The sequence below is a fragment of the Phenylobacterium parvum genome (genome assembly GCF_003150835.1).
Classification (GTDB): domain Bacteria; phylum Pseudomonadota; class Alphaproteobacteria; order Caulobacterales; family Caulobacteraceae; genus Phenylobacterium; species Phenylobacterium parvum.
In genome coordinates this window covers 864,304-886,591 of record NZ_CP029479.1, presented here as the reverse complement: position 1 = coordinate 886,591, position 22,288 = coordinate 864,304, and the positions used below count along the sequence as shown (strand labels likewise).

The 22,288-nt window shown below is 71.1% G+C and carries 20 protein-coding genes; 9 read left to right on the top strand and 11 right to left on the bottom strand.

The window, feature by feature from the left end:
- Positions 1–2: 2 nt before the first annotated feature.
- From HYN04_RS04230 to HYN04_RS04220, 3 genes are all read right to left on the bottom strand, one after another.
- Complete coding sequence (locus HYN04_RS04230; protein ID WP_110449600.1) at positions 3–1,580, bottom strand: 2-isopropylmalate synthase; 1,578 nt, start codon at positions 1,578–1,580, stop codon at positions 3–5.
- Between the two features lie 265 nt (positions 1,581–1,845).
- Entirely contained in the window at positions 1,846–2,529 is a 684-nt protein-coding gene (locus HYN04_RS04225) for a TVP38/TMEM64 family protein (RefSeq protein ID WP_241962692.1), read from the bottom strand.
- A 58-nt stretch (positions 2,530–2,587) separates the two neighbouring features.
- On the bottom strand, positions 2,588–3,172 hold the full coding sequence (locus HYN04_RS04220; RefSeq protein ID WP_110449598.1) for a DUF4136 domain-containing protein: 585 nt from the start codon (positions 3,170–3,172) through the stop codon (positions 2,588–2,590).
- Between the two features lie 187 nt (positions 3,173–3,359).
- Here HYN04_RS04220 and HYN04_RS04215 point away from each other — a divergent pair, with 187 nt between their 5' ends.
- Together HYN04_RS04215 and HYN04_RS04210 are read left to right on the top strand one after the other, a co-directional pair.
- The gene (locus tag HYN04_RS04215) at positions 3,360–4,562 is read left to right on the top strand and encodes a pyridoxal phosphate-dependent aminotransferase (RefSeq protein ID WP_110449597.1); all 1,203 of its coding nucleotides are present in this window, start codon (positions 3,360–3,362) and stop codon (positions 4,560–4,562) included.
- A gap of 2 nt (positions 4,563–4,564) precedes the next feature.
- Positions 4,565–4,738, top strand: coding sequence for a DUF4169 family protein (locus tag HYN04_RS04210; RefSeq protein WP_199285992.1), 174 nt, complete (start codon positions 4,565–4,567; stop codon positions 4,736–4,738).
- A gap of 139 nt (positions 4,739–4,877) precedes the next feature.
- Here the strand turns inward: HYN04_RS04210 and HYN04_RS04205 are convergent, their stop codons facing one another.
- Positions 4,878–5,654: a Coq4 family protein gene (locus HYN04_RS04205; protein ID WP_110451296.1), complete on the bottom strand. Its 777-nt coding sequence runs from the start codon at positions 5,652–5,654 to the stop codon at positions 4,878–4,880.
- A gap of 102 nt (positions 5,655–5,756) precedes the next feature.
- Between HYN04_RS04205 and HYN04_RS04200 the strand changes: the two genes are divergently transcribed.
- From HYN04_RS04200 to HYN04_RS04180, 5 genes are all read left to right on the top strand, one after another.
- Entirely contained in the window at positions 5,757–5,960 is a 204-nt protein-coding gene (locus tag HYN04_RS04200) for a ribbon-helix-helix domain-containing protein (protein WP_110449595.1), read from the top strand.
- Between the two features lie 33 nt (positions 5,961–5,993).
- Positions 5,994–8,351 (top strand): ATP-dependent helicase, encoded by a 2,358-nt coding sequence (locus tag HYN04_RS04195; RefSeq protein WP_110449594.1) that lies wholly within the window; start codon positions 5,994–5,996, stop codon positions 8,349–8,351.
- A gap of 67 nt (positions 8,352–8,418) precedes the next feature.
- Positions 8,419–9,312 carry an alpha/beta fold hydrolase gene (locus HYN04_RS04190; protein WP_110449593.1) on the top strand — a complete coding sequence of 298 codons (894 nt, stop codon included), beginning with the start codon at positions 8,419–8,421 and terminating at the stop codon, positions 9,310–9,312.
- Positions 9,309–9,725, top strand: a complete 417-nt coding sequence (locus HYN04_RS04185; protein ID WP_110449592.1) for a hypothetical protein — start codon at positions 9,309–9,311, stop codon at positions 9,723–9,725. The genes HYN04_RS04190 and HYN04_RS04185 overlap by 4 nt, the downstream gene beginning before the upstream one ends.
- Entirely contained in the window at positions 9,722–10,588 is an 867-nt protein-coding gene (locus HYN04_RS04180) for a 50S ribosomal protein L11 methyltransferase (RefSeq protein WP_110449591.1), read from the top strand. Before HYN04_RS04185 ends, HYN04_RS04180 begins: the two co-directional genes overlap by 4 nt.
- Before the next feature lie 19 nt (positions 10,589–10,607).
- Here the strand turns inward: HYN04_RS04180 and HYN04_RS04175 are convergent, their stop codons facing one another.
- On the bottom strand, positions 10,608–10,955 hold the full coding sequence (locus HYN04_RS04175) for a GIY-YIG nuclease family protein (protein ID WP_110449590.1): 348 nt from the start codon (positions 10,953–10,955) through the stop codon (positions 10,608–10,610).
- A gap of 57 nt (positions 10,956–11,012) precedes the next feature.
- Between HYN04_RS04175 and HYN04_RS04170 the strand changes: the two genes are divergently transcribed.
- Positions 11,013–12,833 carry an aminopeptidase P family protein gene (locus HYN04_RS04170; protein ID WP_110449589.1) on the top strand — a complete coding sequence of 607 codons (1,821 nt, stop codon included), beginning with the start codon at positions 11,013–11,015 and terminating at the stop codon, positions 12,831–12,833.
- A complete protein-coding gene (locus tag HYN04_RS04165) occupies positions 12,830–13,363 on the top strand; it encodes a hypothetical protein (protein WP_110449588.1) in 534 nt (177 codons plus the stop codon). The genes HYN04_RS04170 and HYN04_RS04165 overlap by 4 nt, the downstream gene beginning before the upstream one ends.
- Positions 13,364–13,470: 107 nt before the next feature.
- Here the strand turns inward: HYN04_RS04165 and HYN04_RS04160 are convergent, their stop codons facing one another.
- From HYN04_RS04160 to ftsZ, 6 genes are all read right to left on the bottom strand, one after another.
- Positions 13,471–14,520, bottom strand: coding sequence for a zinc ribbon domain-containing protein (locus HYN04_RS04160; RefSeq protein ID WP_110449587.1), 1,050 nt, complete (start codon positions 14,518–14,520; stop codon positions 13,471–13,473).
- A gap of 1 nt (position 14,521) precedes the next feature.
- Positions 14,522–16,636 carry an NAD-dependent DNA ligase LigA gene (gene ligA, locus HYN04_RS04155; RefSeq protein ID WP_110449586.1) on the bottom strand — a complete coding sequence of 705 codons (2,115 nt, stop codon included), beginning with the start codon at positions 16,634–16,636 and terminating at the stop codon, positions 14,522–14,524.
- A complete protein-coding gene (gene recN, locus HYN04_RS04150; RefSeq protein WP_110449585.1) occupies positions 16,629–18,323 on the bottom strand; it encodes a DNA repair protein RecN in 1,695 nt (564 codons plus the stop codon). Before recN ends, ligA begins: the two co-directional genes overlap by 8 nt.
- A gap of 52 nt (positions 18,324–18,375) precedes the next feature.
- The gene (locus tag HYN04_RS04145; protein WP_110451295.1) at positions 18,376–19,278 is read right to left on the bottom strand and encodes an outer membrane protein assembly factor BamD; all 903 of its coding nucleotides are present in this window, start codon (positions 19,276–19,278) and stop codon (positions 18,376–18,378) included.
- 95 nt (positions 19,279–19,373) lie between these two features.
- Complete coding sequence (gene lpxC / locus HYN04_RS04140) at positions 19,374–20,267, bottom strand: UDP-3-O-acyl-N-acetylglucosamine deacetylase (protein ID WP_241962691.1); 894 nt, start codon at positions 20,265–20,267, stop codon at positions 19,374–19,376.
- Between the two features lie 320 nt (positions 20,268–20,587).
- Positions 20,588–22,135, bottom strand: coding sequence for a cell division protein FtsZ (ftsZ, locus tag HYN04_RS04135; RefSeq protein ID WP_110449583.1), 1,548 nt, complete (start codon positions 22,133–22,135; stop codon positions 20,588–20,590).
- Positions 22,136–22,288 lie beyond the last annotated feature (153 nt).

Below are 22,288 nucleotides of genomic sequence, written 5' to 3'. Positions count from 1 at the left end.
GATCAGAACCCGCTGGCCAGGCGCGAGCCTGGCGCCGTCTTCTCCCGGCGGGCGATGAGGTTGTTGAGGGCGTTGACGTAGGCCTTGGCCGAGGCGGTCAGGGTGTCGGTGTCCGCCGCCTGGCCCGTAGCGATGCGGCCGTCTTCCTCCAGCCGGACCGAGACCTGGGCCTGGGCGTCCGTGCCTTCGGTGACGGCGTGCACCTGGAACAGGCGCAGGTCGCTCTCGTGCGGCACGGCCTGGCGGATGGCGTGGAAGACCGCGTCCACCGGGCCGTCGCCGGTGGCGGCGGCCACCCGCTCCTCGCCGTCGACGGTGAGGACCAGGTCCGCCGTCTGCGGCCCTTCGGTGCCGGCCACCACCCGCAGGCTCTTGACCTGGATCCGGTCGGCGCCCGAGGCCAGGGCGTCGTCGACCAGGGCGACGATGTCGTCGTCGTAGACATCCTTCTTCTTGTCGGCGAGGTCCTTGAAGCGCTGGAAGGCCTCGTTCAGGGCGTTCTGGCCCAGCTCATAGCCCAGGCCCTTCAGCTTCTCGCGGAAGGCGTGGCGGCCCGAATGCTTGCCCATGACCAGGTTGGTGCCGCCCTGCCCCACGTCCTCGGGACGCATGATCTCGTAGGTCTCGGCGTTCTTCAGCATCCCGTCCTGGTGGATGCCGCTCTCGTGGGCGAAGGCGTTCTTGCCGACGATGGCCTTGTTGTACTGCACCGGGAAGCCGGTGATGGCCGAGACGTAGCGGCTGGCGCGGGTGATGTGCTGGGTCTGGACGCCCGTGTCGAAGAGAAGCCGGTCGCCGCGGACCTTCAGGGCCATGACCACTTCCTCGAGGGCGGCGTTGCCGGCCCGCTCACCCATGCCATTGACGGCGACCTCGACCTGCCGGGCCCCGCCCTGCACGCCGGCCAGGCTGTTGGCCACGGCCAGGCCCAGGTCGTTATGGCAGTGGGTGGAGAAGATCACGTTGTCCGCGCCCGGTACGTTCTCGATCAGGTCGCGGAAGACCGCCTCGTACTCTGAGGGATAGGTGTAGCCGACGGTGTCGGGGATGTTGATGGTCGTGGCGCCGGCGCGGATGGCGGCCTCGACGCAGCGCCGCAGGAAATCGCGCTCGGTACGGGTGGCGTCCTCGGCCGACCACTCCACGTCGCCACACAGGTTGCGGGCGTGGGCCACGGACTTGGTCACCATCTCCAGCACTGTGTCGGGCTCCATCTGGAGCTTCCACTTCATGTGGACCGGGCTGGTGGAGATGAAGGTGTGGATGCGGCCGCGCCTGGCCGGGCGGATGGCCTCGGCGCAGCGCTCGATGTCGGCCTGCCCGGCCCGGGCGAGGCCGCAGATCGTGCTCTCGGTGACGATCTCGGAGATGCGGCGGACGGACTCGAAATCGCCGTTGGAGGCGATGGGAAAGCCCGCCTCGATCACGTCGACCCGCATGTCCTCGAGGATCTTGGCCAGCTCCAGCTTCTCGTCCAGGGACATGGAGGCGCCGGGCGACTGCTCGCCGTCGCGCATGGTGGTGTCGAAGACGATCACGCGGCTGCGGTCGTCGGAAGGAGTCCGGGTGTCAGTGGTCATGTTGCTCTCGGTAAATCTGGGCCTGAACGGGAATGGGCGTCGGGAGGATCCCCTGGGCGCCCGGCCGCGCGTTCGCTAGGCCAGGGTCGGCGCCCAGGGGCGGCTAAGCCCCCGAAGGAGAAGCCCGAACGACCCGCCGGGGGCCGAAGGCGTCCATGTGCGCTCGATCTGCATGTCCCGCTCTTAGCCGCGACCTGGATTTGACGCAAGAGTTTTGCCGTGCAGGCGCGAGAAAACCTCTATCGCGCAAGATTTCTCCCAGAATTTACGCCTCCGGGGTCGAACTTGTCACCCTTCGCACCCACTCCCGCGCCAGGAGGCCCATCCCGATCCAGGTCGCTCCGGCCAGGACCAGCAGGGCCACATGACCGATTCCACCTCCGGTCAGGGCGCGAAAGGCGGCGCCGCCGGCGAAGGCGGTCAGGGCGATCTTGGGAATGATGCCCAGGGCCGTGCCCCCGGCGAAGTCGAGGGTTCGCATCGGCGTCACCCCCGCCGCCATGTTGACCACGATGAACGGCGCCGAAGGCACCAGGCGCACGAGGAGGGAGGCCAGGAAGCCATTGCGGCCGATCAGGGCCATGAAGCGGTCCAGGCCCTCCCCGGAGAAGATCCTCAGGGTCCTGGCCCCGGCGACGCGACCGACCGCAAAGCCGATCAGGGCCGAGACCATGGTTCCCACCCAGCTGTAGACCGACCCAGCCAAGGGTCCGAAGGCGACCACGGCGGCGGCGATCAGCACGAACTGGGGCGCGCCGAGGAAGGCCAGGGCCGCAAAGGCCGCCACCGCCGCGGGCAGGGCCCAGGGGCCGTGGGCCGCGCCGAACCAGCCCTCCAGGGCCGCCTCGCTGTCGAAGCCCAGGAGGCGGGCGCCGAAGACGAAGACAAGTCCCACGCCGCCGAACAGGAGGAAGGAAACGCCCAGGCTGACCCAGGCGCGTCCATCCATGTTCGCAACCATCCGGAACAGCCGCCCGAGCGGCCCGCCGGGGGACGGTCCTTCAGGGCTACTTGGCAGGGGAAGCCACCGGGACAGGATACTTGGCGAAGGCGTTGGCCACCGCGCTGTCGAGGGCCGGACCGATGTTGGACCGGGTCTTCTCGGTCACCGTGGAGCGGACCACCCCTTCCCAGACCAGTTGCCGGCGGCGGGCGTCGGCGATGTCGATGTTCAGCGTACCCTCGTTGTAGGGCGTGACGGTGGTCTCGTCGCGATACATCGGCCAGGCCGAATACATGCCCGTGCGATAGCCGTAGTAGCCCACGCCCATCGTCGCGGTCGGCGTGGTCGAGACGCGGAGCTTCTCGTCCAGGGTGGCGCTGAAGTTCACGACCAGGTCCGGGTCGGCCTCGACATAGCGAAGACCGCGGGCCTCGAGCTGGGTGCGGGCGGAGGTCTTGAGCTGTTGGGAGACGGCGCTCTGGTAGCCGCCGCGGTCGGTGCCCAGGGGGCTGGCGAAGCCAAAGGTGCGGTACTGGGTGAAGTCGGCGGAGGGATCCGACATCACCCGTACATTGGGCGTGGAGGCGCAGCCGGCGGCGGCGAGCGCGGCGGCGGAAAGGGCGGCGGCGATCAGGTGACGGGTCTTCATTCGGGAGACTCCAGCAGGATCAGAGGGAACAGGGCGGAGGCATGGTGCTCTGGCTGCACGCTGTCACGCAAGACAGGGTTTAGCAGGTAAGGCTTGGGGGCGGTCGCAGCGCACGCAACGCCTATGCCTGAGGGAGCGGTTCGGATAAACCCCGCCCAGCCAAAAGACTCCCGTCCAGGAGACCCAAATGTCGCTCGAATCCGCCACCCTCGCCCGGGTCAAGCCGTCCGCCACCATGGCCACCGACCAGAAGGCCCGCGAGTTGAAGGCCCAGGGCCGCGACATCATCAGCCTCGGCGCCGGCGAGCCCGACTTCGACACCCCGGAGAACATCAAGGACGCCGCGATCCGCGCCATCCGTGAGGGCAAGACCAAGTACACCACGGTCGACGGCATCCCCGAGCTGAAGGAAGCCATCGCCGCCAAGTTCGCCCGCGAGAATGGCCTGTCCTACAAGCCTTCCCAGGTGAACGTCTCACCGGGCGGCAAGCCGGTCATCTTCAACGCCATGATGGCCACCCTGAACCCGGGCGACGAGGTCATCGTGCCGGCGCCCTACTGGGTCAGCTATCCCGACATGGTCCTGCTGGCGGGCGGGACCCCGGTCTTCGCCCCGACCACCGCGGCCAGCGGCTTCAAGCTGAAGCCCGCCGAGCTGGAGGCCGTGATCACCCCGCGCACCCGCTGGCTGATCCTCAACTCGCCCTCCAACCCCTCGGGCGCGGCCTACACCAAGGATGAGCTGAAGGCCCTGGCCGAGGTCCTGCTGCGCCACCCGCAGGTCTGGATCCTGACGGACGACATGTACGAGCACCTGATGTTCGATGACGTGAAGTTCTGGACCATCGCCCAGGTCGAGCCGGCCCTCTACGAGCGCACCCTGACCATGAACGGGGTCTCCAAGGCCTACGCCATGACCGGCTGGCGGATCGGCTACGCCGCGGGCCCCGAGCCCCTGATCAAGCTGATGGCCAAGGTCATGAGCCAGTCCACCTCCAACCCCTGCTCAGTCTCGCAGTACGCCGCCGTCGAGGCCCTGAACGGGCCCCAGGACTTCATCAAGCCCAACGCCGCCCTGTTCCAGAAGCGCCGGGACCTGGTGGTCTCCATGCTGAACCAGGCCTCCGGCCTGGTCTGCCCGACCCCCGAGGGCGCCTTCTACGTCTATCCCTCCTGCGAGAAGCTGATCGGGCGCACCGCCCCGTCGGGCCGGGTGATCGGCTCGGACAAGGACTTCGCCAACGAGCTGCTGGAGACCGAGGGCGTGGCGGTGGTGTTCGGCGAGGCCTTCGGTCTCTCGCCCTTCTTCCGCATCAGCTACGCCACCTCGGAGGCGGTGCTGGAAGACGCCTGCGGCCGCATCCAGCGCTTCTGCGCCTCGGTGAAGTGACCGTGACCCTCGTCAGCCTCTCCAAGGCCCGCAAGGCCCGGGCGAAGGCGGCGGACAAGGCCCAGGCCGCCGAGAACCGCGTCGCCTTCGGCCGCACCAAGGCGGAGAAGGCCCGGGCCCAGGCGGACGCATCCCGCACCGCCCGCCACCTCGACGGCAAGCGCCTCGAGCCCTAGCCTCCGCAGACCCCCTCCGGCCCGCATTCGCGGTCCACCTCCCCCTGATGGGGAGGAATTAGGGCGTCATTGCTCCCCCTAGGGGGAGCTGTCAGCGAAGCTGACTGAGGGGGTCAATCCCCCTCTCAGCACTCGCCGCCTAGGCGGCCGCCGGGACGGGCGCGCCGGCCGGGGTCGGGCTGGCGACGATGTCGCGGGCCTCGGGCGGGATGGCGTCATAAACCGTCGGAGGGGTGATCCCCAGCCGGCGGCGGGCCTGGTCCAGGGGCTCGGCGAACAGCGCCTCATAGTCCTCGCCCAGCAGCCAGCGGGCCGCCTTGCCGCGCTGGTAGCCCTGCCAGATCGCCTTGGCGTAGGGATAGCGGCCGCCGCGGGTGCGCGAGATGGCCCCGAGGGCGATCAGCGCCCAGCCCAGGCTGCGGGTCTGGGGATAGGAAAAGGCCACCAGGCAGGCCTCGCCCAGACCATCGCGGCCATAGCCGGTCAGGACATGCCAGACGTCGTGGACATCCCGGGTGCGGCGGGCCATCCAGGCGACCGGGTGCGGGGTATCGATCTCGCCGCCCGTCTCTCGGCTGACCTCGGCCAGGCCCTCGGCGGAGATCTGCTGGCTGCGGATGAAGTGGCGGTAGGCCGCGCCGACGGACCCCTCAGGGAAGGTGTCGAGCCAGGCTTCATCCATCAGCTTCCGGGCCAGTTCGACCCGCTGGTAGGCGATGCGGCCGCCCCGGGGCGTGGTGTAGAGCCGACGGTAGTTCTCATTCATGGCGTCGCCGGTCAGGGCCCGCATGATCTCGAAGACCTGGCGGGTGTCCTCCTTGTCGCGCAGCAGGCGGCGCAGGGCCCTCAGGGCGGCGCCCCAGTCGCGACGGGGCTTCGGGAGGGGGGTGTCGGCAGGCAGAACGTCGGCGGTCATGTCGTCCACTAAACACTGTTCAGTTGACGAGGAGGTAACGCCGGCCCGGGCGGGATTCAAGGGCCTGACGCAGTCAAGCGATCAGGTGTAAGCCTTTTGGCCATGACCCTCGCCAAACGCTCCGTCCAACTCGCCGGGCACGCCACCTCCCTGGCCCTCGAACCGGAGTTCTGGGCGGCGCTCGAGGCCATGGCGACGGCCCGGGGCGTGCGCCTCTCGGTCCTCCTCGCCGAGATCGACGCCGGCCGCGGCGAGCGCCCCCTCGCCTCGGCCTGCCGGGTCGCGGCCCTGCAGTCGAAGGGCTGAATCCACGCCGCTGCGCGTGCTACATCCGTTCCCATGTCGGAGACGGAATCACACGACGGCGGGGGCGAGCGGCCCCTGAGCCTCAGCCAGAGGGCGGCGGCGGGCCTGCGCCCGGTGGGCGAGCCCGACTACCTCAAGGGGCTCAACCCCGAGCAGCGCGAGGCCGTGGAGGCGGTCGACGGCGCCGTCCTGGTGCTGGCGGGCGCCGGCACGGGCAAGACCCGGGTGCTGACGACGCGGCTGGCCCACATCCTGGCCACCGGCCGGGCCCGGCCCTGGGAGATCCTCGCCGTCACCTTCACCAACAAGGCCGCGCGGGAGATGCGCGAGCGCCTGGCCGCCATCCTGGGGCCCGAGGCCGAGGGCCTGCGCTGGCTGGGCACCTTCCACTCCATCGCCGCCCAGATCCTGCGCCGGCACGCCGAGATCGTCGGGCTGAAGTCCACCTTCACCATCCTCGACACCGACGACCAGGAGCGCCTGATCAAGCAGGTGATGGAGGCGGCGAACATCGACGTGAAGCGGTGGACGCCCAAGGCCCTGGCCGGCCTGATCGACCACTGGAAGAACCGCGGCTGGACGCCCGAGAAGCTGCCCTCCTCCGAGGGCGCGGGCTTCGCCGGCAACAAGGTGCAGGAGCTCTACCGGGCCTACCAGGAGCGCCTGAGGGTGCTGAACGCCTGTGACTTCGGCGACCTCCTGCTGCACAACCTGACCCTGCTCCAGGCCCGGCCGGACATCCTGGAGGAGTATCACCGCCGCTTCCGCTACATCCTGGTCGACGAGTACCAGGACACCAATGTCGCCCAGTACCTCTGGCTGCGCCTGCTGGGCCAGTCGCGGGGCAATGTCTGCTGTGTGGGTGACGACGACCAGTCGATCTATGGCTGGCGGGGCGCCGAGGTGGACAACATCCTGCGCTTCGAAAAGGACTTCCCGGGCGCCAAGGTCATCCGGCTCGAGCGCAACTACCGCTCCACCGCCCACATCCTGGGGGCCGCCTCGGGCCTGATCGCCGCCAACCGCGGCCGGCTGGGCAAGACCCTGTGGACCGAGGCGGAAGGCGGGGCCAAGGTCCTGGTGCGCGGGGTCTGGGACGGCGAGGCCGAGAGCCGCCTCGTGGCCGAGGAGATCGAGCGCGCCCACCGGGGCGAGCGCGACGAGGCGCCCCTCGCCTATCGCGACATGGCCATCCTGGTCCGGGCCTCCTTCCAGATGCGCGCCTTCGAGGAACGCTTTGTCCTCATGTCCATCCCCTACACGGTGGTGGGCGGGCCGCGCTTCTTCGAGCGGGCCGAGATCCGCGACGCCCACGCCTATCTGCGCCTGGTCCAGTCGCCGGACGACGACCTGGCCTTCGAGCGCATCATCAACACCCCGCGCCGGGGCATCGGCGAGGCCTCGGTCCAGAAGCTGTTCCAGATCGCCCGGGCCTCGGGCGTCTCGGCCCTGGCCGCCGCCCGGGAGGCCGCCGTCACCGACGAGCTGCCGGCCCGCACCCGCACCTCCCTGGCGAACTTCCTGCGCGACCTGGATCGCTGGACGGCCCTGGCCCGCGACACCCACCACGCCCGCGTGACCGAGGCCATCCTCGAGGAAAGCGGCTACACCGACGCCCTTCGCGCCGACCGCACCCCCACCGCCCAGACCCGGCTGGAGAACCTGAAGGAACTGGTCCAGTCCATGGACGCCTTCGACACCCTGCAGGCCTATCTCGAGCACGTCTCCCTGGTCATGGACATGGACCGGGGCCCCCAGGCCGACGCCGTGCAGATCATGACCCTGCACTCGGCCAAGGGGCTGGAGTTCCCCCTGGTCTTCCTGCCCGGCTGGGAGGAAGGGGTCTTCCCCTCCCAGCGCAGCCTCGACGAGACCGGCGAGAAGGGCCTCGAGGAAGAGCGGCGCCTGGCCTATGTCGGCCTGACCCGGGCGCGGAAGTCGGCGCGGATCAGCTTCGCCGCTAACCGCCTCGTCTATGGCCGATGGACCAGCCAGCTGCCCAGCCGCTTCGTGGACGAACTGCCGGAGGCCCATGTCGAGGCGGTCTCCGAGACCGGCTATTTCAGCGGCGGGCCGGGCATGCAGGCGGCGTCGAGCCGCTGGGACGAGACCCCGGCCTTCGGCTCCGGCTACGACTCTCCCGGCTGGCGGCGGGCCCAGGACCGGCCCCGTCCGGCCGCTCCCGTCAACCGCAAGGCGGTCATCGAGGGCGAGGGCCGGCTTCTCGCCGTCTCCGACCCCCAGTCCAGCGCCTTTGCCCGGGGCGACCGGGTCTTCCACCAGAAGTTCGGGTATGGCCGGGTCCTCGTCGCAGAGGGCTCAAAGCTGACCGTGGCCTTCGACAAGGCCGGCGAGAAGAAGGTGCTCGACAGCTTCGTCGAGAAGGCCTGACCCCTCGCCGCGCTTGCGGCCCGGCGGCCGGCGCGCCATCGTGCCCCGAACCTCACGGGAGACGGACATGGCGCGACTGACGGCGAACGGCATCGGGATCGAGTATGACATCCACGGGCCGGAGGGCGGCGAGCCCATCGTCCTGGTGATGGGCCTGGGCGCCCAGATGATCCGCTGGTCCATGGACATGGTCGGCGACCTGGCTCGGCGCGGCTATCGCGTCGTGCGGTTCGACAACCGCGATGTTGGCCTTTCGCACCGCTTCGAAGACGCCCCGCCGCCCAGCATTGGCGACGTCGCCACGGCCGTGCGCGAGGGCCGCCGGCCGGACGCGCCCTACTTCCTCTCCGACATGGCGGCGGACGCCGCCGGCGTGATCGAGGGCCTGGGCCTGGGCTCGGCCCATGTGGTGGGCGCCTCCATGGGCGGGATGATCGTCCAGATGCTGGCCGCCGAGCACCCGCACCGGGTGCGCTCCCTGACCTCGATCATGTCCACCACGGGCAATCCCACCCTGCCGCCGGCCAAGCCCGAGGCCGTGGCCTTCCTGGTCAACCGGGGGCCGGACCCGCACCAGGAGCTGGACGCCTTCCTCGAGCATGGCCTGAAGTCGGCCCGGGTGATGGCGGGGCCCGCCGGCCTGTATGACGAGGCCGCCGAGCGCGCCGGGATCGAGGCCTCCTTCCGGCGCGCCTACTATCCCGTGGGCTTCCTGCGCCAGTACGCGGCCATCCTGGGCAGCGGCGACCGACGCGAGGCCCTGCGCCGCATCACCGCCCCCACGGTGGTGATCCACGGGGCGGATGATCCCCTGGTCCCGGTGGAGGGCGGCCACGACACCGCCGCCTGCATTCCCGGAGCCGAGATGCACGTCCTGGACGGCATGGGCCACAACATCCCCGCCCCCCTTGTTCCCACGGTCTGCGACCTGATCGAGCGGGCCGTGCGCCGGGCCGCATGAAGGTCGAACTGGCCGGCGCGGCGGCCTTCGCCTGCCTCGGCCTGATCGCCGGGGCCCTCCTGCGGCCCCAGCCCGGCGACTTCCGGCGCGACCTGGTCGAGCCCGCCGGTTTCATGGGCCCGCCCGCCGGGCCGGTCGGAGGAGCCGATCCCACCGGGGGCTGGGGTGCAGGCGGATGGTCGGGCTCGGGGCCTGTCCCGGACTATGTGGTCGGCACAGACTCCCGCCAGCCACCGCCCGGCTACGTCCCGCCCCTCGCGGCCTGGGAGGAGGAGGAAGCGGAGACGACTCCGCCCGCGCCTGATCCACAGGTGGTCACGAGCCTTCCGGACCCCCTGAGCGCGCCTGCACCGCCGCCCGAGGCCTCCGCCCCCTCGCCTTCCGCGCCGGACCGCCCTAAGGAGGGCGAATGAGCGAAGACGCCGTCCAGATCATCGCCCGGGGGCCCCGGGCGGCCGCCGAGTCCGCCGCCGCCAGCCTCGACGCAGACCCGGTCCTGGAGGGCGCGACCTACTCCATCCTGGAGGAAGACGAGGACCACGACGTCTGGCGGATCGACGCCTTTCCCACGACCTCCGAGGAAACCGACGCCCTGAAGGCCCGCCTGGCCGCCCAGCCCGGCCTGGTCGTGACCGTCGAGCCCCTGGCCGACGCCGACTGGCTGGCCATGTCCCTCTCGGGCCTGCCCCCGGTGCGCGCCGGCCGGTTCTTCGTCTACGGCGCCCATGACCGGGGCCAGGTGCCGCCCAACGCCATCGCCCTGCGGATCGAGGCCGGCGCGGCCTTCGGCACCGGTCACCATGGCACCACGGTGGGCTGCCTCCAGGCCTGGAACGACCTCCTCAAGGCCCGCCGGTTCGACAAGGTGCTGGACGTGGGCGCGGGCACCGGCGTGCTGGCCATCGCCGCCGCCCGCACGGGCGCGCGACTGGCCCGCGGCACGGACATCGACGCCCCCTCCGTCCGCATCGCGCGGGAGAATGCGGCCCTGAACGGCGCCCGGGCCGAGTTCGTCCACGCCTCGGGCCTCGGCCACCAGCGGGTGCGTTCCGCCGCGCCCTATGACCTGGTCTTCGCCAACATCCTGGCCCCGCCCCTGGTGGCCCTGGCCCAGGACATCCGGGGCGCCCTGCGGCCCGGCGGGGTCGCCATCCTGTCCGGCCTCCTGCGCACCCAGGAACGGCGGGTGCTGGCGGCCTACCGCTCCCGCGGCTTCCGCCTGCTGCGCCGCATCCACCGCGACGCCTGGGCGACCCTGGTGATCCAGCGGTCCTGAGCCTTCAGGCGCCGACCCGTCAGGCGACCACCCGGCCCGCACCCAACTCGGCGCACCAGTGCTTGAGCCGCTCCTGCAGGCGCTGGTTCACCAGGTAGGCGCTGAGTTCCTCGACATCGATCTCCTCGACCTCGTCGAAGGCGAAGGCGTCCTCGCCATGGGCCTTCCAGGCCGCCTGCATCTCGCGGTTGGGCGAGCCGCCGTGCCGGAGGCTGAACCAGATGCTGTTCTGCTGGGCGTCGAGGTTCCGGCTCACGCCCAGCCAGGCCTTCCCCGCCGGCGCGCAGGCCACACGGAAGATCCCCGCCCGGGACTTGCGCCCCTCCTTCCAGGCCTGGACCTGGGCCCTGCGGTCCTCGCGCGACATGACTCTCCTGTCTGCAGGGCCTTTGCGCGCCCCGCCCGTCGGGCCTAGATAGCGCTCATGCGCCAGAGCTTCAAAGAATCCGCCGATCCGTCCTACGGGTCCCTCCACCTGCCCCGCATCCGCGCCGCCATGGCCGCCCAGGGGCTCGACGGCCTGCTGGTCCCGCACGAGGACGAGCACCAGAACGAGTACCTGCCCGCCGCCAACGACCGGCTGGCCTGGGCCACCGGCTTCACCGGCTCGGCCGGGGCCGCCATCGTCATGGCCGACCGGGCCGCAGTTTTCGTGGACGGCCGCTACACCATCCAGGTCCGGGCCCAGGTGGATACGTCCCTGTTCGAGATCTGCGACCTGGTGGTCGGCGGGGTCCCGGCCTGGGTCGAGGCCAACACCCGCCCCGGCCAGGTGATCGGCTACGATCCGCGCCTGCACAGCCCTGACGCCCTGGGACACCTGCGGAACGCCGCCATCCGATCGGGGGCGATCCTGAAGCCCGTCGATCCCAACCCGCTGGACGTCGCCTGGGGCGCCGACCGACCGCCCCAGCCCACGGCGCCGGTGCGCCCCCACGCCCTCGACTTCGCCGGCGAGGACTCCGTCGCAAAGCGCGCCCGGCTGGGCGAGGGCCTGGTGGCGAAGGGGGCGGAGGCTGCGGTCCTGACCGCCCCGGCCTCCATCGCCTGGTTGTTCAACGTGCGGGGCGGCGACGTCAGCCGCACGCCCCTGCCGCTCGCCCAGGCCATCCTGAACCGCGACGGCTCGGCGCGCCTCTTCCTCGACCCCGTCAAGGTGACCCCGGAACTGCCGGCCTGGCTGGGCAACGGGGTGCGTCTGGAGACTCCGGCGGACCTGCCCGGCGCCCTGGCCGAACTGAAGGGCAAGGTCGTGCTGGTCGATCCGGCCCAGTCCCCGGCCTTCTACTTCGACGCCCTGGAAGCCGCCGGCGCCCAGGTCCTGCGGGGCGAGGATCCCTGCGCCCTGCCCCGGGCCTGCAAGAACCCGGTTGAGATCGCCGGCTCCCGCAGCGCCCACGTCCGCGACGGCGTCGCCCTGACCCGCTTCCTGCACTGGGTGGCCACCGAGGCCCAGGCCCTGTTGCCCGACGAGATCGAGGTCGCCAGTCGGCTGGAGGCCTTCCGCGAGGAGGTCGAGGGCCTGTCCGACCTGTCCTTCGACACCATCGCCGCCGCCCAGGGCAACGCCGCCCTGCCGCACTACCACCCCACCGAGAAGACCAACACGCGCACGGCGCAGGGCTCCCTCCTGCTGGTGGATTCCGGCGGCCAGTATCCCGACGGCACCACCGACGTGACCCGGACCATGGCCATCGGGACGCCCAGCCGCGAGATGTGCGAGCGCTTCACCCTGGTGCTCAAGGGCCACCTGGCCCTGGCGGCCCTGAGGTTCCCGGCGGGGACGACGGGCTCGGCGGTGGACGCCTTCGCCCGGGCCGCCCTCTGGTCGCGCGGCCTCGACTACGACCACGGCACCGGCCACGGCGTCGGCGTTTTCCTGGGCGTGCACGAGGGTCCGCACCGGATCGCCAAGGCCCCCAATTCCGTGGCCCTCCAGCCCGGGATGATCGTCTCCAACGAGCCGGGCTACTACAAGGAGGGCGCCTACGGCATCCGGATCGAGAACCTCCAGTATGTCACCTCGCCCCGGACCATCCCCGGCGGCGAGCGTCCCATGCTGGGCTTCGAGGCCCTGACCCTGGCGCCCATCGACCGGACCCTGATCCTGCCCGACCTGCTCACCGCCGCGGAGCGGGACCAGCTGGACGCCTACCACGCCCGGGTCCTGGCCGAGATCGGCCCGCACCTCGACGGGCCGGTCCGCGACTGGCTAAAGGCCGCCTGCGCGCCCATTGCCGGATGAGGCGGGCGGCGGGCTTCCTGGCCGCCCTGGTCCTCGCCGGCCTGGCGCCGGAAGCCCGGGCGATGAGCCCCGGCGACTTCCTGTCCGGGGTCTATTCCCGCTACGGGCCCCGACCCGACCCGCGCCTGTCTCAGGACGAAGCGGCCCTGTCTGCGGGTCTTCTCGCCCTCTACCGGCGCGCAGAGACCCTAAGGGACGGGCGCATCGGCGCCACCCCGGGGCTGGACCCTGTTGAGCCCATCTCGCTGTGCAGCTGCCAGGACTGGGACGAGGCGGCCTACAGGATCTTGAAGGTGGAGACCCGGCCGTGGAGCCAGGGCCTGACAGCCCGGCTCCGGGTGCGGCTGACCACCTCAGACCCGCCCGTCACCCTCCTCCTTCGCCTCACCCCCGAGGGGGAAGGCTGGCGCATCGCCGACCTCGCCGATCCTCGCCCGGACGGCCGGCCGGATGAATGGCTGACCGACACCCTGCGCGCCTCCATCGCCGAGGACGAGGCCGCCCTGAAGCGACGCCCAGCCCGGCCCTAGCCTGCGGAAGGGCCGCTGCGCCTACCCCTTGGGGGCAGGAAAGAGGCGCCAATTGCTCCCCCGTGGGGGATCTCCCGGCGAAACCAGGTGAGGAGGCCAGCGGCGGTTCAGCCTTCGCCTTCGGCGGTCGCGGGGGAGCCGCAGGCCATGCAGTAGCGGAAGAAGACGAACTTGCGGGTCTCGCAGGCGTTGCAGTGGTTGAAGAGGCGCAGGCCGCAGTGGACGCAGTAGTCGAGCTGGGCGCCCTCCACGGTCGGCAGGCCGCGGTCGCAGCCGGGACAGGTACGGGCGCCAATCTTCTTCAGGGCCTCGTCGTATGTGATGGCCCGGACCCGCTCGGGCTCGGCCTTCTGCTCGTCGGCCTCGCGCTTCGCCAGGTAGGTGCGCATGGAGCGGATCAGGAAGTGGCCGATCACGACGGTCAAGAGGATGCCGACCCCGAACCGGACATAACCGCCGTAGTCCGGAAGGTAGGGCACAAGCTCGACGAAGAAGGCGAAGGCCGAGAAGAGGATGAAGCCGCGCTTGAAGGGCCAGTAGTCGCCCCGGGGCTTGCGCATGAGCATCCAGGCCGAAATGCCCAGCAGGGGCAGGGTCAGGGCCAGGCGCATCAGGAAGACCTTGAGGTCCTGGAGGAAGCGGGCCTGCTTGTAGGCGGGCTCCGCCGCGGTCCGCAGGGCCTCGAGGGCCTTGTCGGCGGCGGCCTCCCGCTCACCCAGGGCCGTGACGGCGTCCGAGGCGGCGTCATGTTCGGCCCGGGCCGCATCCTGGACGGCCTTCAGCCGGTCGAGTTCGCGGGTGCGCGCGACGAGTTCGGCGTCCTGGCCGCCGTCGCCGGTGGCGGTGCGCGTCTTCACCCAGTTGTCGAAGGCCTCGCGTGCGGAGGTGTAGGTCTCCGTCGCCCGGTCGCGCTTCTCCCCCGACGCCTCGAGCCTGGGCAGGAGGTCGGAACGCTCGGTCTCGAACCGCTGCTTGGCCGCCTCCAGTTCGGCCTGCCGCCCGGCCGGCATGAACTGTTCGATTGTCACCGGACTGGAGACCTTGGGCAGGTCGCCGATGACCAGCCCGCCAAAGCCGATCAGGAAACCGGCCAGGACGATGGAGACCAGCCAGTTCAGGACCTGGAACAGGCGCTCCCGTGATCTCTCACCCTTCACGTCATCCTCCTGGACTGGCGTCGCCGATGAGTTCAAGCCACTCGGCTTCCGTCAAGACCTGGAGACCCAGGGACTCGGCGGTCTTGAGCTTGGAGCCGGCGCCCGGGCCGGCCACTACGATATCCGTCTTCTTCGAGACCGAGCCCGCCACCTTGGCGCCCAGGGACTCGGCGCGGGCCTTGGCCTCGTCCCGGGTCATCCGCTCCAGGGCGCCTGTGAAGACCACGGTCTTGCCCGCCACGGCGGTGTCCTGGCGCGGACGCTCAGCGTCGCGGATGGTCAGCTCGGCGACCAGCTCGGCCACGATCCGCCGGTTGTGGGCCTCGCCGAAATAGCTTGCGGCGGCCTCGATGACGGCGCCGCCCACCTGGTCCAGGGCGTCGAGCTCCTCGACGGCCTCGGGATCCCGGGCTGCGACCCGGTCCATGGCGGCCAGGAAGGCGTCGGCCGAGCCGTAGCCGCGCGCCAGGACCATCGCAGTGGTCTCGCCGATGTGGCGGATGCCCAGGCCGAAGATGAAGCGGTCGAGGGGAATGTCGCGCCGCGCCTCGATCCCGGCGGCGAGGTTGGCGACGCTGGTCTCGCCATAACCGTCCAGGCCGCGCAGTTCCTCCAGCCGCCCGGCGTCGCGGGCCAGGCGGAAGATGTCGGCGGGCTCGCGCACCCAGCCGCGATCAAAGAAGGCCGCCAGCTGCTTCTCGCCCAAACCCTCGATGTCGTACGCCCGGCGGGAGACGAAGTGGCGCAGGTGCTCGATGCGCTGGAAGGGGCAGGCGAACTCGCCTGAGCAGCGGCGCACCACGGTCTCGGCGCCCGAGGCGGTGGTCTCGCGCACCAGGGGGGTGGCGAGGGCGCAGGGGCAGACCTCGGGAAAGGCGAAGGGCGCCGGCGGCGGGTCGGGGCGCTCGGCCTCCACCACCCCGACGATCTGGGGAATGACGTCTCCGGCGCGCTGGACGATGACCGTGTCGCCGACCCGGATGTCCTTGCGGGCGATCTCGTCGCCATTGTGCAGGGTGGCGTTCTCGACCACCACACCGCCGACCGTGACGGGGACAAGCCGGGCGACCGGGGTGACGGCGCCGGTACGCCCCACCTGCAGGTCGATGGCCGTCAGGACCGTCCGGGCCTGCTCGGCGGGGAACTTGCGGGCGATGGCCCAGCGCGGGGTCCGGGTGATGAAGCCCAGCCTCTGCTGCCAGTCCAGCCGGTCCACCTTGTAGACCACCCCGTCGATGTCGAAGCCCAGGTGCGGCCGGGCGGCCTCCATCTCGCGATAGGCGGCCAGGAGGCCCTCGGCGCCCTCGACCCGGCGCGACTGGGGGGTGGTGACGAAGCCCCACTCCGCCAGGAGGGACAGGGCCCGCCACTGGGTGTCGGCGAAAGGGGCGCTGGTCTCGCCCCAGGCATAGGCGAAGAAGGCCAAGGGCCGGCTGGCGGTGATGCGCGGATCGATCTGCCGCAGGGAGCCGGCGGCGGCGTTGCGCGGATTGGCGTAGGTCTTCTGCCCGGCGGCCTCGGCCTGGGCGTTCAGCCCGGCGAAGGCGGCGTGGGAGAGATAGACCTCCCCCCGCACCTCGATCACCTCGGGCCACCCGGAGCCGGACAGACGGCGGGGAATGTCGCCGATCGTCAGTAGGTTGGCCGTAACGTCCTCGCCCACCCGGCCGTCCCCGCGGGTCGCGCCGCGCACCAGCACCCCGCCCTCGTAGCGCAGGGAGGCCGAAAGGCCATCGATCTTGGGCTCGGCCGTGTAGGCGATGTCGGCGGCGTCGAGTCGCAGGAAGCGGCGAACCCGGGAGTCGAACTCCAGGGCGTCGTCGTCGGAGAAGGCGTTGTCCAGCGACAGCATGGGCGCGCCATGCTCGACAGGCGAGAACTGGTCGGACCGGGCGGCGCCCACACTCAGGGAGGGGGAGTTCTCGCGCACCAGGTGCGGGAAGCGCGCCTCGATGGCGGCGTTGCGTCGCCGCAGGGCGTCGTATTCGGCGTCGGAAATGACCGGGGCGTCAGCCTGGTGATAGGCCAGGTCATGGGCGGCGATCTCGTCGGCCAGCCGGGTCAGTTCCTCGGCGGCCTGCGCTTCGGTCAGGTCGGAGACAGGGATCTCAGGCATGCATCAGGGCCCTGGCGGCGGCGCGCGCCTCGTTGGTGACCTGGGCGCCGGCCAGCATGCGGGCGATCTCCTCCTCCCGGGCGGCCGCATCCAGGACCTCGACCCGGGTGCGCAGGGCCTCGTCATCGCCCGCCTTGGCGATCCGCCAGTGGGCGTCCGCCCGGGCCGCCACCTGGGGCGAGTGCGTGACCACCAGGACCTGGCCCTCCCGCGCCAGCCGGCGCAGGCGCAGGCCCACGGCGTCGGCGACGGCCCCGCCCACGCCCTGGTCCACCTCGTCGAAGATCATCAGGGGCGGCTCCCCTCCCCTGCCGGCCAGGGAAGCCTTAAGGGCCAGGGCGAAGCGGGCGAGTTCGCCCCCGGACGCCACCGTCGTCAGGTCGCCGAAGGGGGCGCCCGGATTGGTCGCCACCTCGAAAAGGATGCGGTCGCAGCCGCCGGGGCCGGCGCGGTCCGGGGCGAGGGTCTCCAGGGCCACCCGGAACCGGGCGCGCTCCAGCTTGAGGGGCGGAAGCTCGGACTCCACCGCCAGGGCCAGGGCCTCCGCCGCTGCGCGCCGGGCGGCGGTCAGGGCCGCGGCGGCCGCGATGTATCGGCCCTCGGCCTCGGCGGCCTCTCGCCTTGCGGCCGCCAGTTCCGCCTCGCCGGAGTCCAGGCGCGCGAGACGCTCGGCCAGGGCCTGTCGGCGTTCCGGCAGGGCCTCGACGGCGCAGCCCATCCGCCGGGCGGCCGCCCGCAGGGCGAAGAGGCGCTCCTCGGCCTTTTCCAGGTCGTCGGCGCGGAAGTCGAAGGCCGAGGCCGCAGACTCGACGGCCGCCTCGGCCTCCTGCAGGCCGCTGAACACCGCGTCCAGGGCCGCCTCGGCCTCGGCCAGCCGCTGGACCGCGGGTCCCTCGGCGGCGGCGCCGGCGGCGAGGGCGCGGCTGCGGGCCTGGCCCAGGGCGCGAAGGGCTGACGCCAGCCGCGGGGGCAGGCCCTCAAGCGCCTCGCCCGCCAGGTTGATGTCGGCCAGGGCCTTTTCTGCGGCGCCGAGGACCGCGCGCTTCTCGGCCAGGGCGGTCTCCTCGCCGGCCTCGGGCGCCAGGGCGTCGAGCTCGGCCAGCAGGCGCCCCGCCTCCTCGGCCTCGGCCTCCAGGGCGGCGGCGTCCCGGCCCAGGGCCTCCAGGCGCGCCTCGGCCTCGCGCCAGGCGCCCCAGGCCTGGGCGGTGGCCTTCGCCAGGGGGGCGTGGCCGCCGTAGGCGTCCAGAAGGTCCCGATGGGTGCGGGCGTCCAGCAGGCCGACCGTCTCATGCTGGCCGTGGACCTCGATCAGCAGGGCCCCGATCTCCCGCAGGGCGCCGACGCTGGAGGGCTGGTCATTGACGAAGGCCCGGCTGCGGCCGTCGGCCGACAGGACCCGCCGCAGGATGAGGTCCTCGCCGGGGGCCGCTTCCAGGCCGCGCGCCTCGAGAAGGCTCCAGACGGGATGCCCCGGGGGTGGGGAAAAGGCGGCCGAGGCGCTGGCCTGGGCGGACCCGCGACGGACCAGGCCGGACTCCGCCCGGGCGCCGGTCGCCAGGCCCAGGGCGTCGAGCAGGATGGACTTGCCGGCCCCGGTCTCACCTGTCAGCGCGGTGAGGCCCGGACCGACTGAAAGGTCCAGCGCCTCGATCAGGACGACATCGCGAATCCAGAGGCCGGTCAGCATGGGATCAGGTTCGCCGCGAATCGGCCGGACCGGAAGCCCGGCTGACCGCCGGTCAGCCCGCCCCCGGAGGAACGGCCAGGCCTGCGGACTGGGGGGTCAGCGTCTTGGAGGGATCCTTGACGAAAGGCAGGGGCAAACGCCGCTTGGCCTTGCCGTCCGGCGTGACGGGGGGCTTGAGGTCCTTGGAGGTCAGGAGGGCGTAGGCCTCGCGGTACCAGTAATCCCCGGGATAGTTGTAGCCCAGCACGGCGCCATTGCGGCGCGCCTCTTCCATCAGGCCGAGGGTGAGATTGGCCTCCACCAGGCGGTAGAGGGCCTCGGCCGCATGGGTGGTGGTCTGGTAGCGCTGGAGCACGGTCTGGAACCGGCCGATCGCGGCAAGCGTGTCGCCATGACGCAGGTAGTAGCGCCCGACCGCCATCTCCTTGCCAGCCAACTGGTCGTTGACCATGTCGATCTTCAGCCGGGCGTCGGCGGCGAATTCCGACTTGGGATAGCGCTGGACCACGTCGCGCAGGGCCGCAAGGGCCTGACCCGTGGCCGCCTGGTCACGGCCCACGTCGACGATCTGGTCGAAATAGCAGATGGCCTTCAGATAGTGGGCGTAGGCGGCTGACGGGTTGCCCGGGTAGAGCGACAGGAACCGGTCCGAATCGCCGATCGCCTCGAGGTAGTTGCCAGACTGGTAGTTGGCGTAGGCGGTCATCAGGATCGCCCGGCGGGACCACTCCGAATAGGGGTGCTGGCGCTCGACCTCGGCGAAATAGTCCACCGCCTGGCTCCACTGGCGGGCGTCCAGCCGCGAGGAGCCCGTGGCGTAGAGGAGTTCGACAGGGCGCTCCTCGTAGACCAGCCTCTGCTTTTTGGGCTGGGCGGCGCAACCGGCGAGGGTAAGGGCGGCGGCCAGGCCGACGAGGGCCGGCGTGGTCCAGGATCTGCGAAGCACGGACACCATCACCTCAAAGGACAAGAGCGCGCCCCCGCGCCTGACCGTTCCAGGTTCTACACGAGCCCGAGGCCTGCGCCAACGCTCGCGGCGCGGAAGACGGCTCAGACCGCCTCGGCCAGTTCCGGGGCGAGGGTCCTCAGGCGCCAGGCGTGCGGCGTGGCCAGCAGGGCGCGGACCAGGGCGTTGTTCAGGGCATGACCGGCCAGGACGCCCTCGAACCGGCCGAGCACAGGCGCGCCCAGAACGTAGAGGTCGCCGATGGCGTCCAGGGCCTTGTGGCGGACGAACTCGTCGGGCCGGCGAAGGCCCTCGGGGTTCATGATCTCGTCGCCGTCGATGACCACGGCGTTGTCCATGGAGCCGCCCCGGGCCAGGCCCATGGCGCGCAGGGCCTCGACCTCGTGCAGGAAGCCAAAGGTCCGGCAGTCGGCCAGCTCACGGCGGAAGGCGGCCGGGTCCATCCGAAGGTCCACGGCCTGGCGCCCGATGGCGCGCGAGCCGAAGGCGATCTCGAAGGCCACCTCGAAACCGTCCGACGGACGAAGGGTTGCGCGCTTGTCGCCTTCGATGACCTCGATGACGTCGATGATCTCGATGACCTGTCGCAGGGCGCCCTGGCGGCGAACGCCCGCCCGGTCGAGGCCGCGGATGAAGTCAAGGGACGAGCCGTCCATGATCGGCATTTCCGGGCCGTCGATCTCGATCACGGCGTTGTCCACGCCGGACATGACCAGGGCGGCCATCAGGTGCTCGATCGTCGCGACCGTGACGCCGGCGGCGTTGGTGATCACCGTGCCGAGTTGCGTCTTGCAGACAGCCTCGCCGCTCACGGCGATGCGGTTGTCGCGGTCCTGCACGTCGGTGCGGACATAGACAAGGCCAGCCCCAGCCGGGGCCGGCAGCACGGCGACACGGGCCTGCACGCCGGTGTGGACCCCGATGCCCGAAAACCGGACGGGGTTGGCGACGGTGTGCTGGTACGCAAGATCGGCCACGATGGAAGCCTCCGGATCACACAGGACGGAAACACACTCCGTCACGGCGGAGATAAGGAGCTTGCTGCGGCGCCGCAAAACACGTTGCGTTTCGCAATGTTTCTGGCGCCAGGTATCTGGAATCTCTTGTATTTCAGGGAGTGAAGACACCGCCGGAATGGCCATCCGCCCTTGGGGCCGCAGACCCTTTCACCGGGTTTTTCCCGGATTTCCACCTTGGCGGGGCAATGGCCCCCGAATTCCTCCCCCCCAGGGAGAGGTGGACCGGGGCGAGGCCCCGGGCCGGAGGGGGTCTGCTGAGGGGCTGTTGCGCGCGGCGCCTAGTTGGCGAGGCGGCGCAGGAAGGCCGGGATGTTGAGGTCCTCGCCCTCGGGCGCAGCGGCTTCGCTGGGCGTCTCGACAGGCAGGGCGCCGCCTGCACGGGGAGAGGCCGCCGCCGGGGGCGGCTCATACCGGGCCGCAGGGCGCTTCTGACCCCAGAGGCGGAAGCCGCCTGGACGGGACTGAGGGGCAGACGCCGGGATCGGATTGCGGAAGAGATCGTCCAGGTCCTCATCGGTCGCCACGCTGGGGTCGACGATCTTCTTCACCGGAGCGTCGATGGGACGGATAGCCGGGGCGGGCTCGATGACCGCCTCGACCGGGGCCGGGGCGGCCGCGGACAGGAGGTCGCCCTGCTCGGGCGCCAGGAGATCGGCGGCTTCCGCCGAAGCCTCGCCGAAGAGGGTGGTGTCGGCGGCGACGGGCGCCGGGGCGACGTAGGCCGCCGCAACAGGCGCCGGAGCCGGTTCAACATATGTGGGCGCCGGAGCCGGGGCGGGTTCAGCCGACGCCTCGGGAATGCGGATGGTGGGCGGCGGGGTGGTGGCGCGGGCCGGGCGGGGCTCGATCACGGACATGGACGCACCGTCCATGCCGGTGGCGACCACCGAGACGCGGATCTTGCCCTGGAGGGTCGGATCGAAGGCGGCGCCGAAGATGATGTTGCCCTCGGGATCGACCTGCTCGGAGATGGCGTTGGCCGCCTCGTCGACTTCCAGCAGGGTCATGTCCAGGCCGCCGGTCACGTTGACCAGGACCGCCTTGGCGCCGCGCAGGGACACTTCGTCCAGCAGGGGGTTCTGGATGGCGTTGCTGGCGGCCATCAGGGCGCGGTCCTCGCCCTCGGCCTCGCCGGTGCCCATCATGGCCTTGCCCATCTCGGTCATGACCGTGCGGACGTCGGAGAAGTCGAGGTTGATCAGGCCGGGCAGCACCATCAGGTCGGTGATGGAACGCACGCCCGAGTGCAGGACCTGGTCGGCCATGCCGAAGGCTTCGGCGAAGGTGGTCCGCTCGTTGGCGACGCGGAACAGGTTCTGGTTCGGGATGACGATCAGGGTGTCGACATAGCGCTGCAGCTCGGAGATGCCGCTGTCGGCCAGGCGCATCCGGTGGCGGCCCTCGAAGTGGAAGGGCTTGGTGACCACGCCGACGGTCAGGATGCCGCGCTCACGCGCCAGCTTGGCGATGATCGGCGCAGCGCCCGTTCCGGTGCCGCCGCCCATGCCGGCGGTGATGAAGACCATGTGGGCGCCGTCGAGGTGCTCACCGATCTCGGGAATGGATTCCTCGGCGGCGCTCATGCCCACCTCGGGATGGGCGCCGGCGCCCAGGCCCTGGGTGACGGTGACGCCGAGCTGGATGCGGCGGTCGGTCTTGGCGAAGGCCAGTTGCTGGGCGTCCGTATTGGCGACCACGAACTCGACGCCTTCCAGGCCAGCGTCGATCATGTTGTTGACGGCGTTCCCGCCGGCGCCTCCCACCCCGAAGACGACGATGCGCGGCTTGAGTTCGGTCGCGCGCGGCGCGGAAAGTGCAATTGCCATGAGACCCCTCGCGTCCTCCGTCAGGTTGACCTGGCGCCCCTGGAAAACCCAGGCGAACCGGTCCGACGACAGGGTTAACAGTCTCCCCGTCGCCCTTAATTCGGGGTTAATTACCTAGCCCGAGTCGGAGGCGCGTCGAGGCTCGGACGTGCT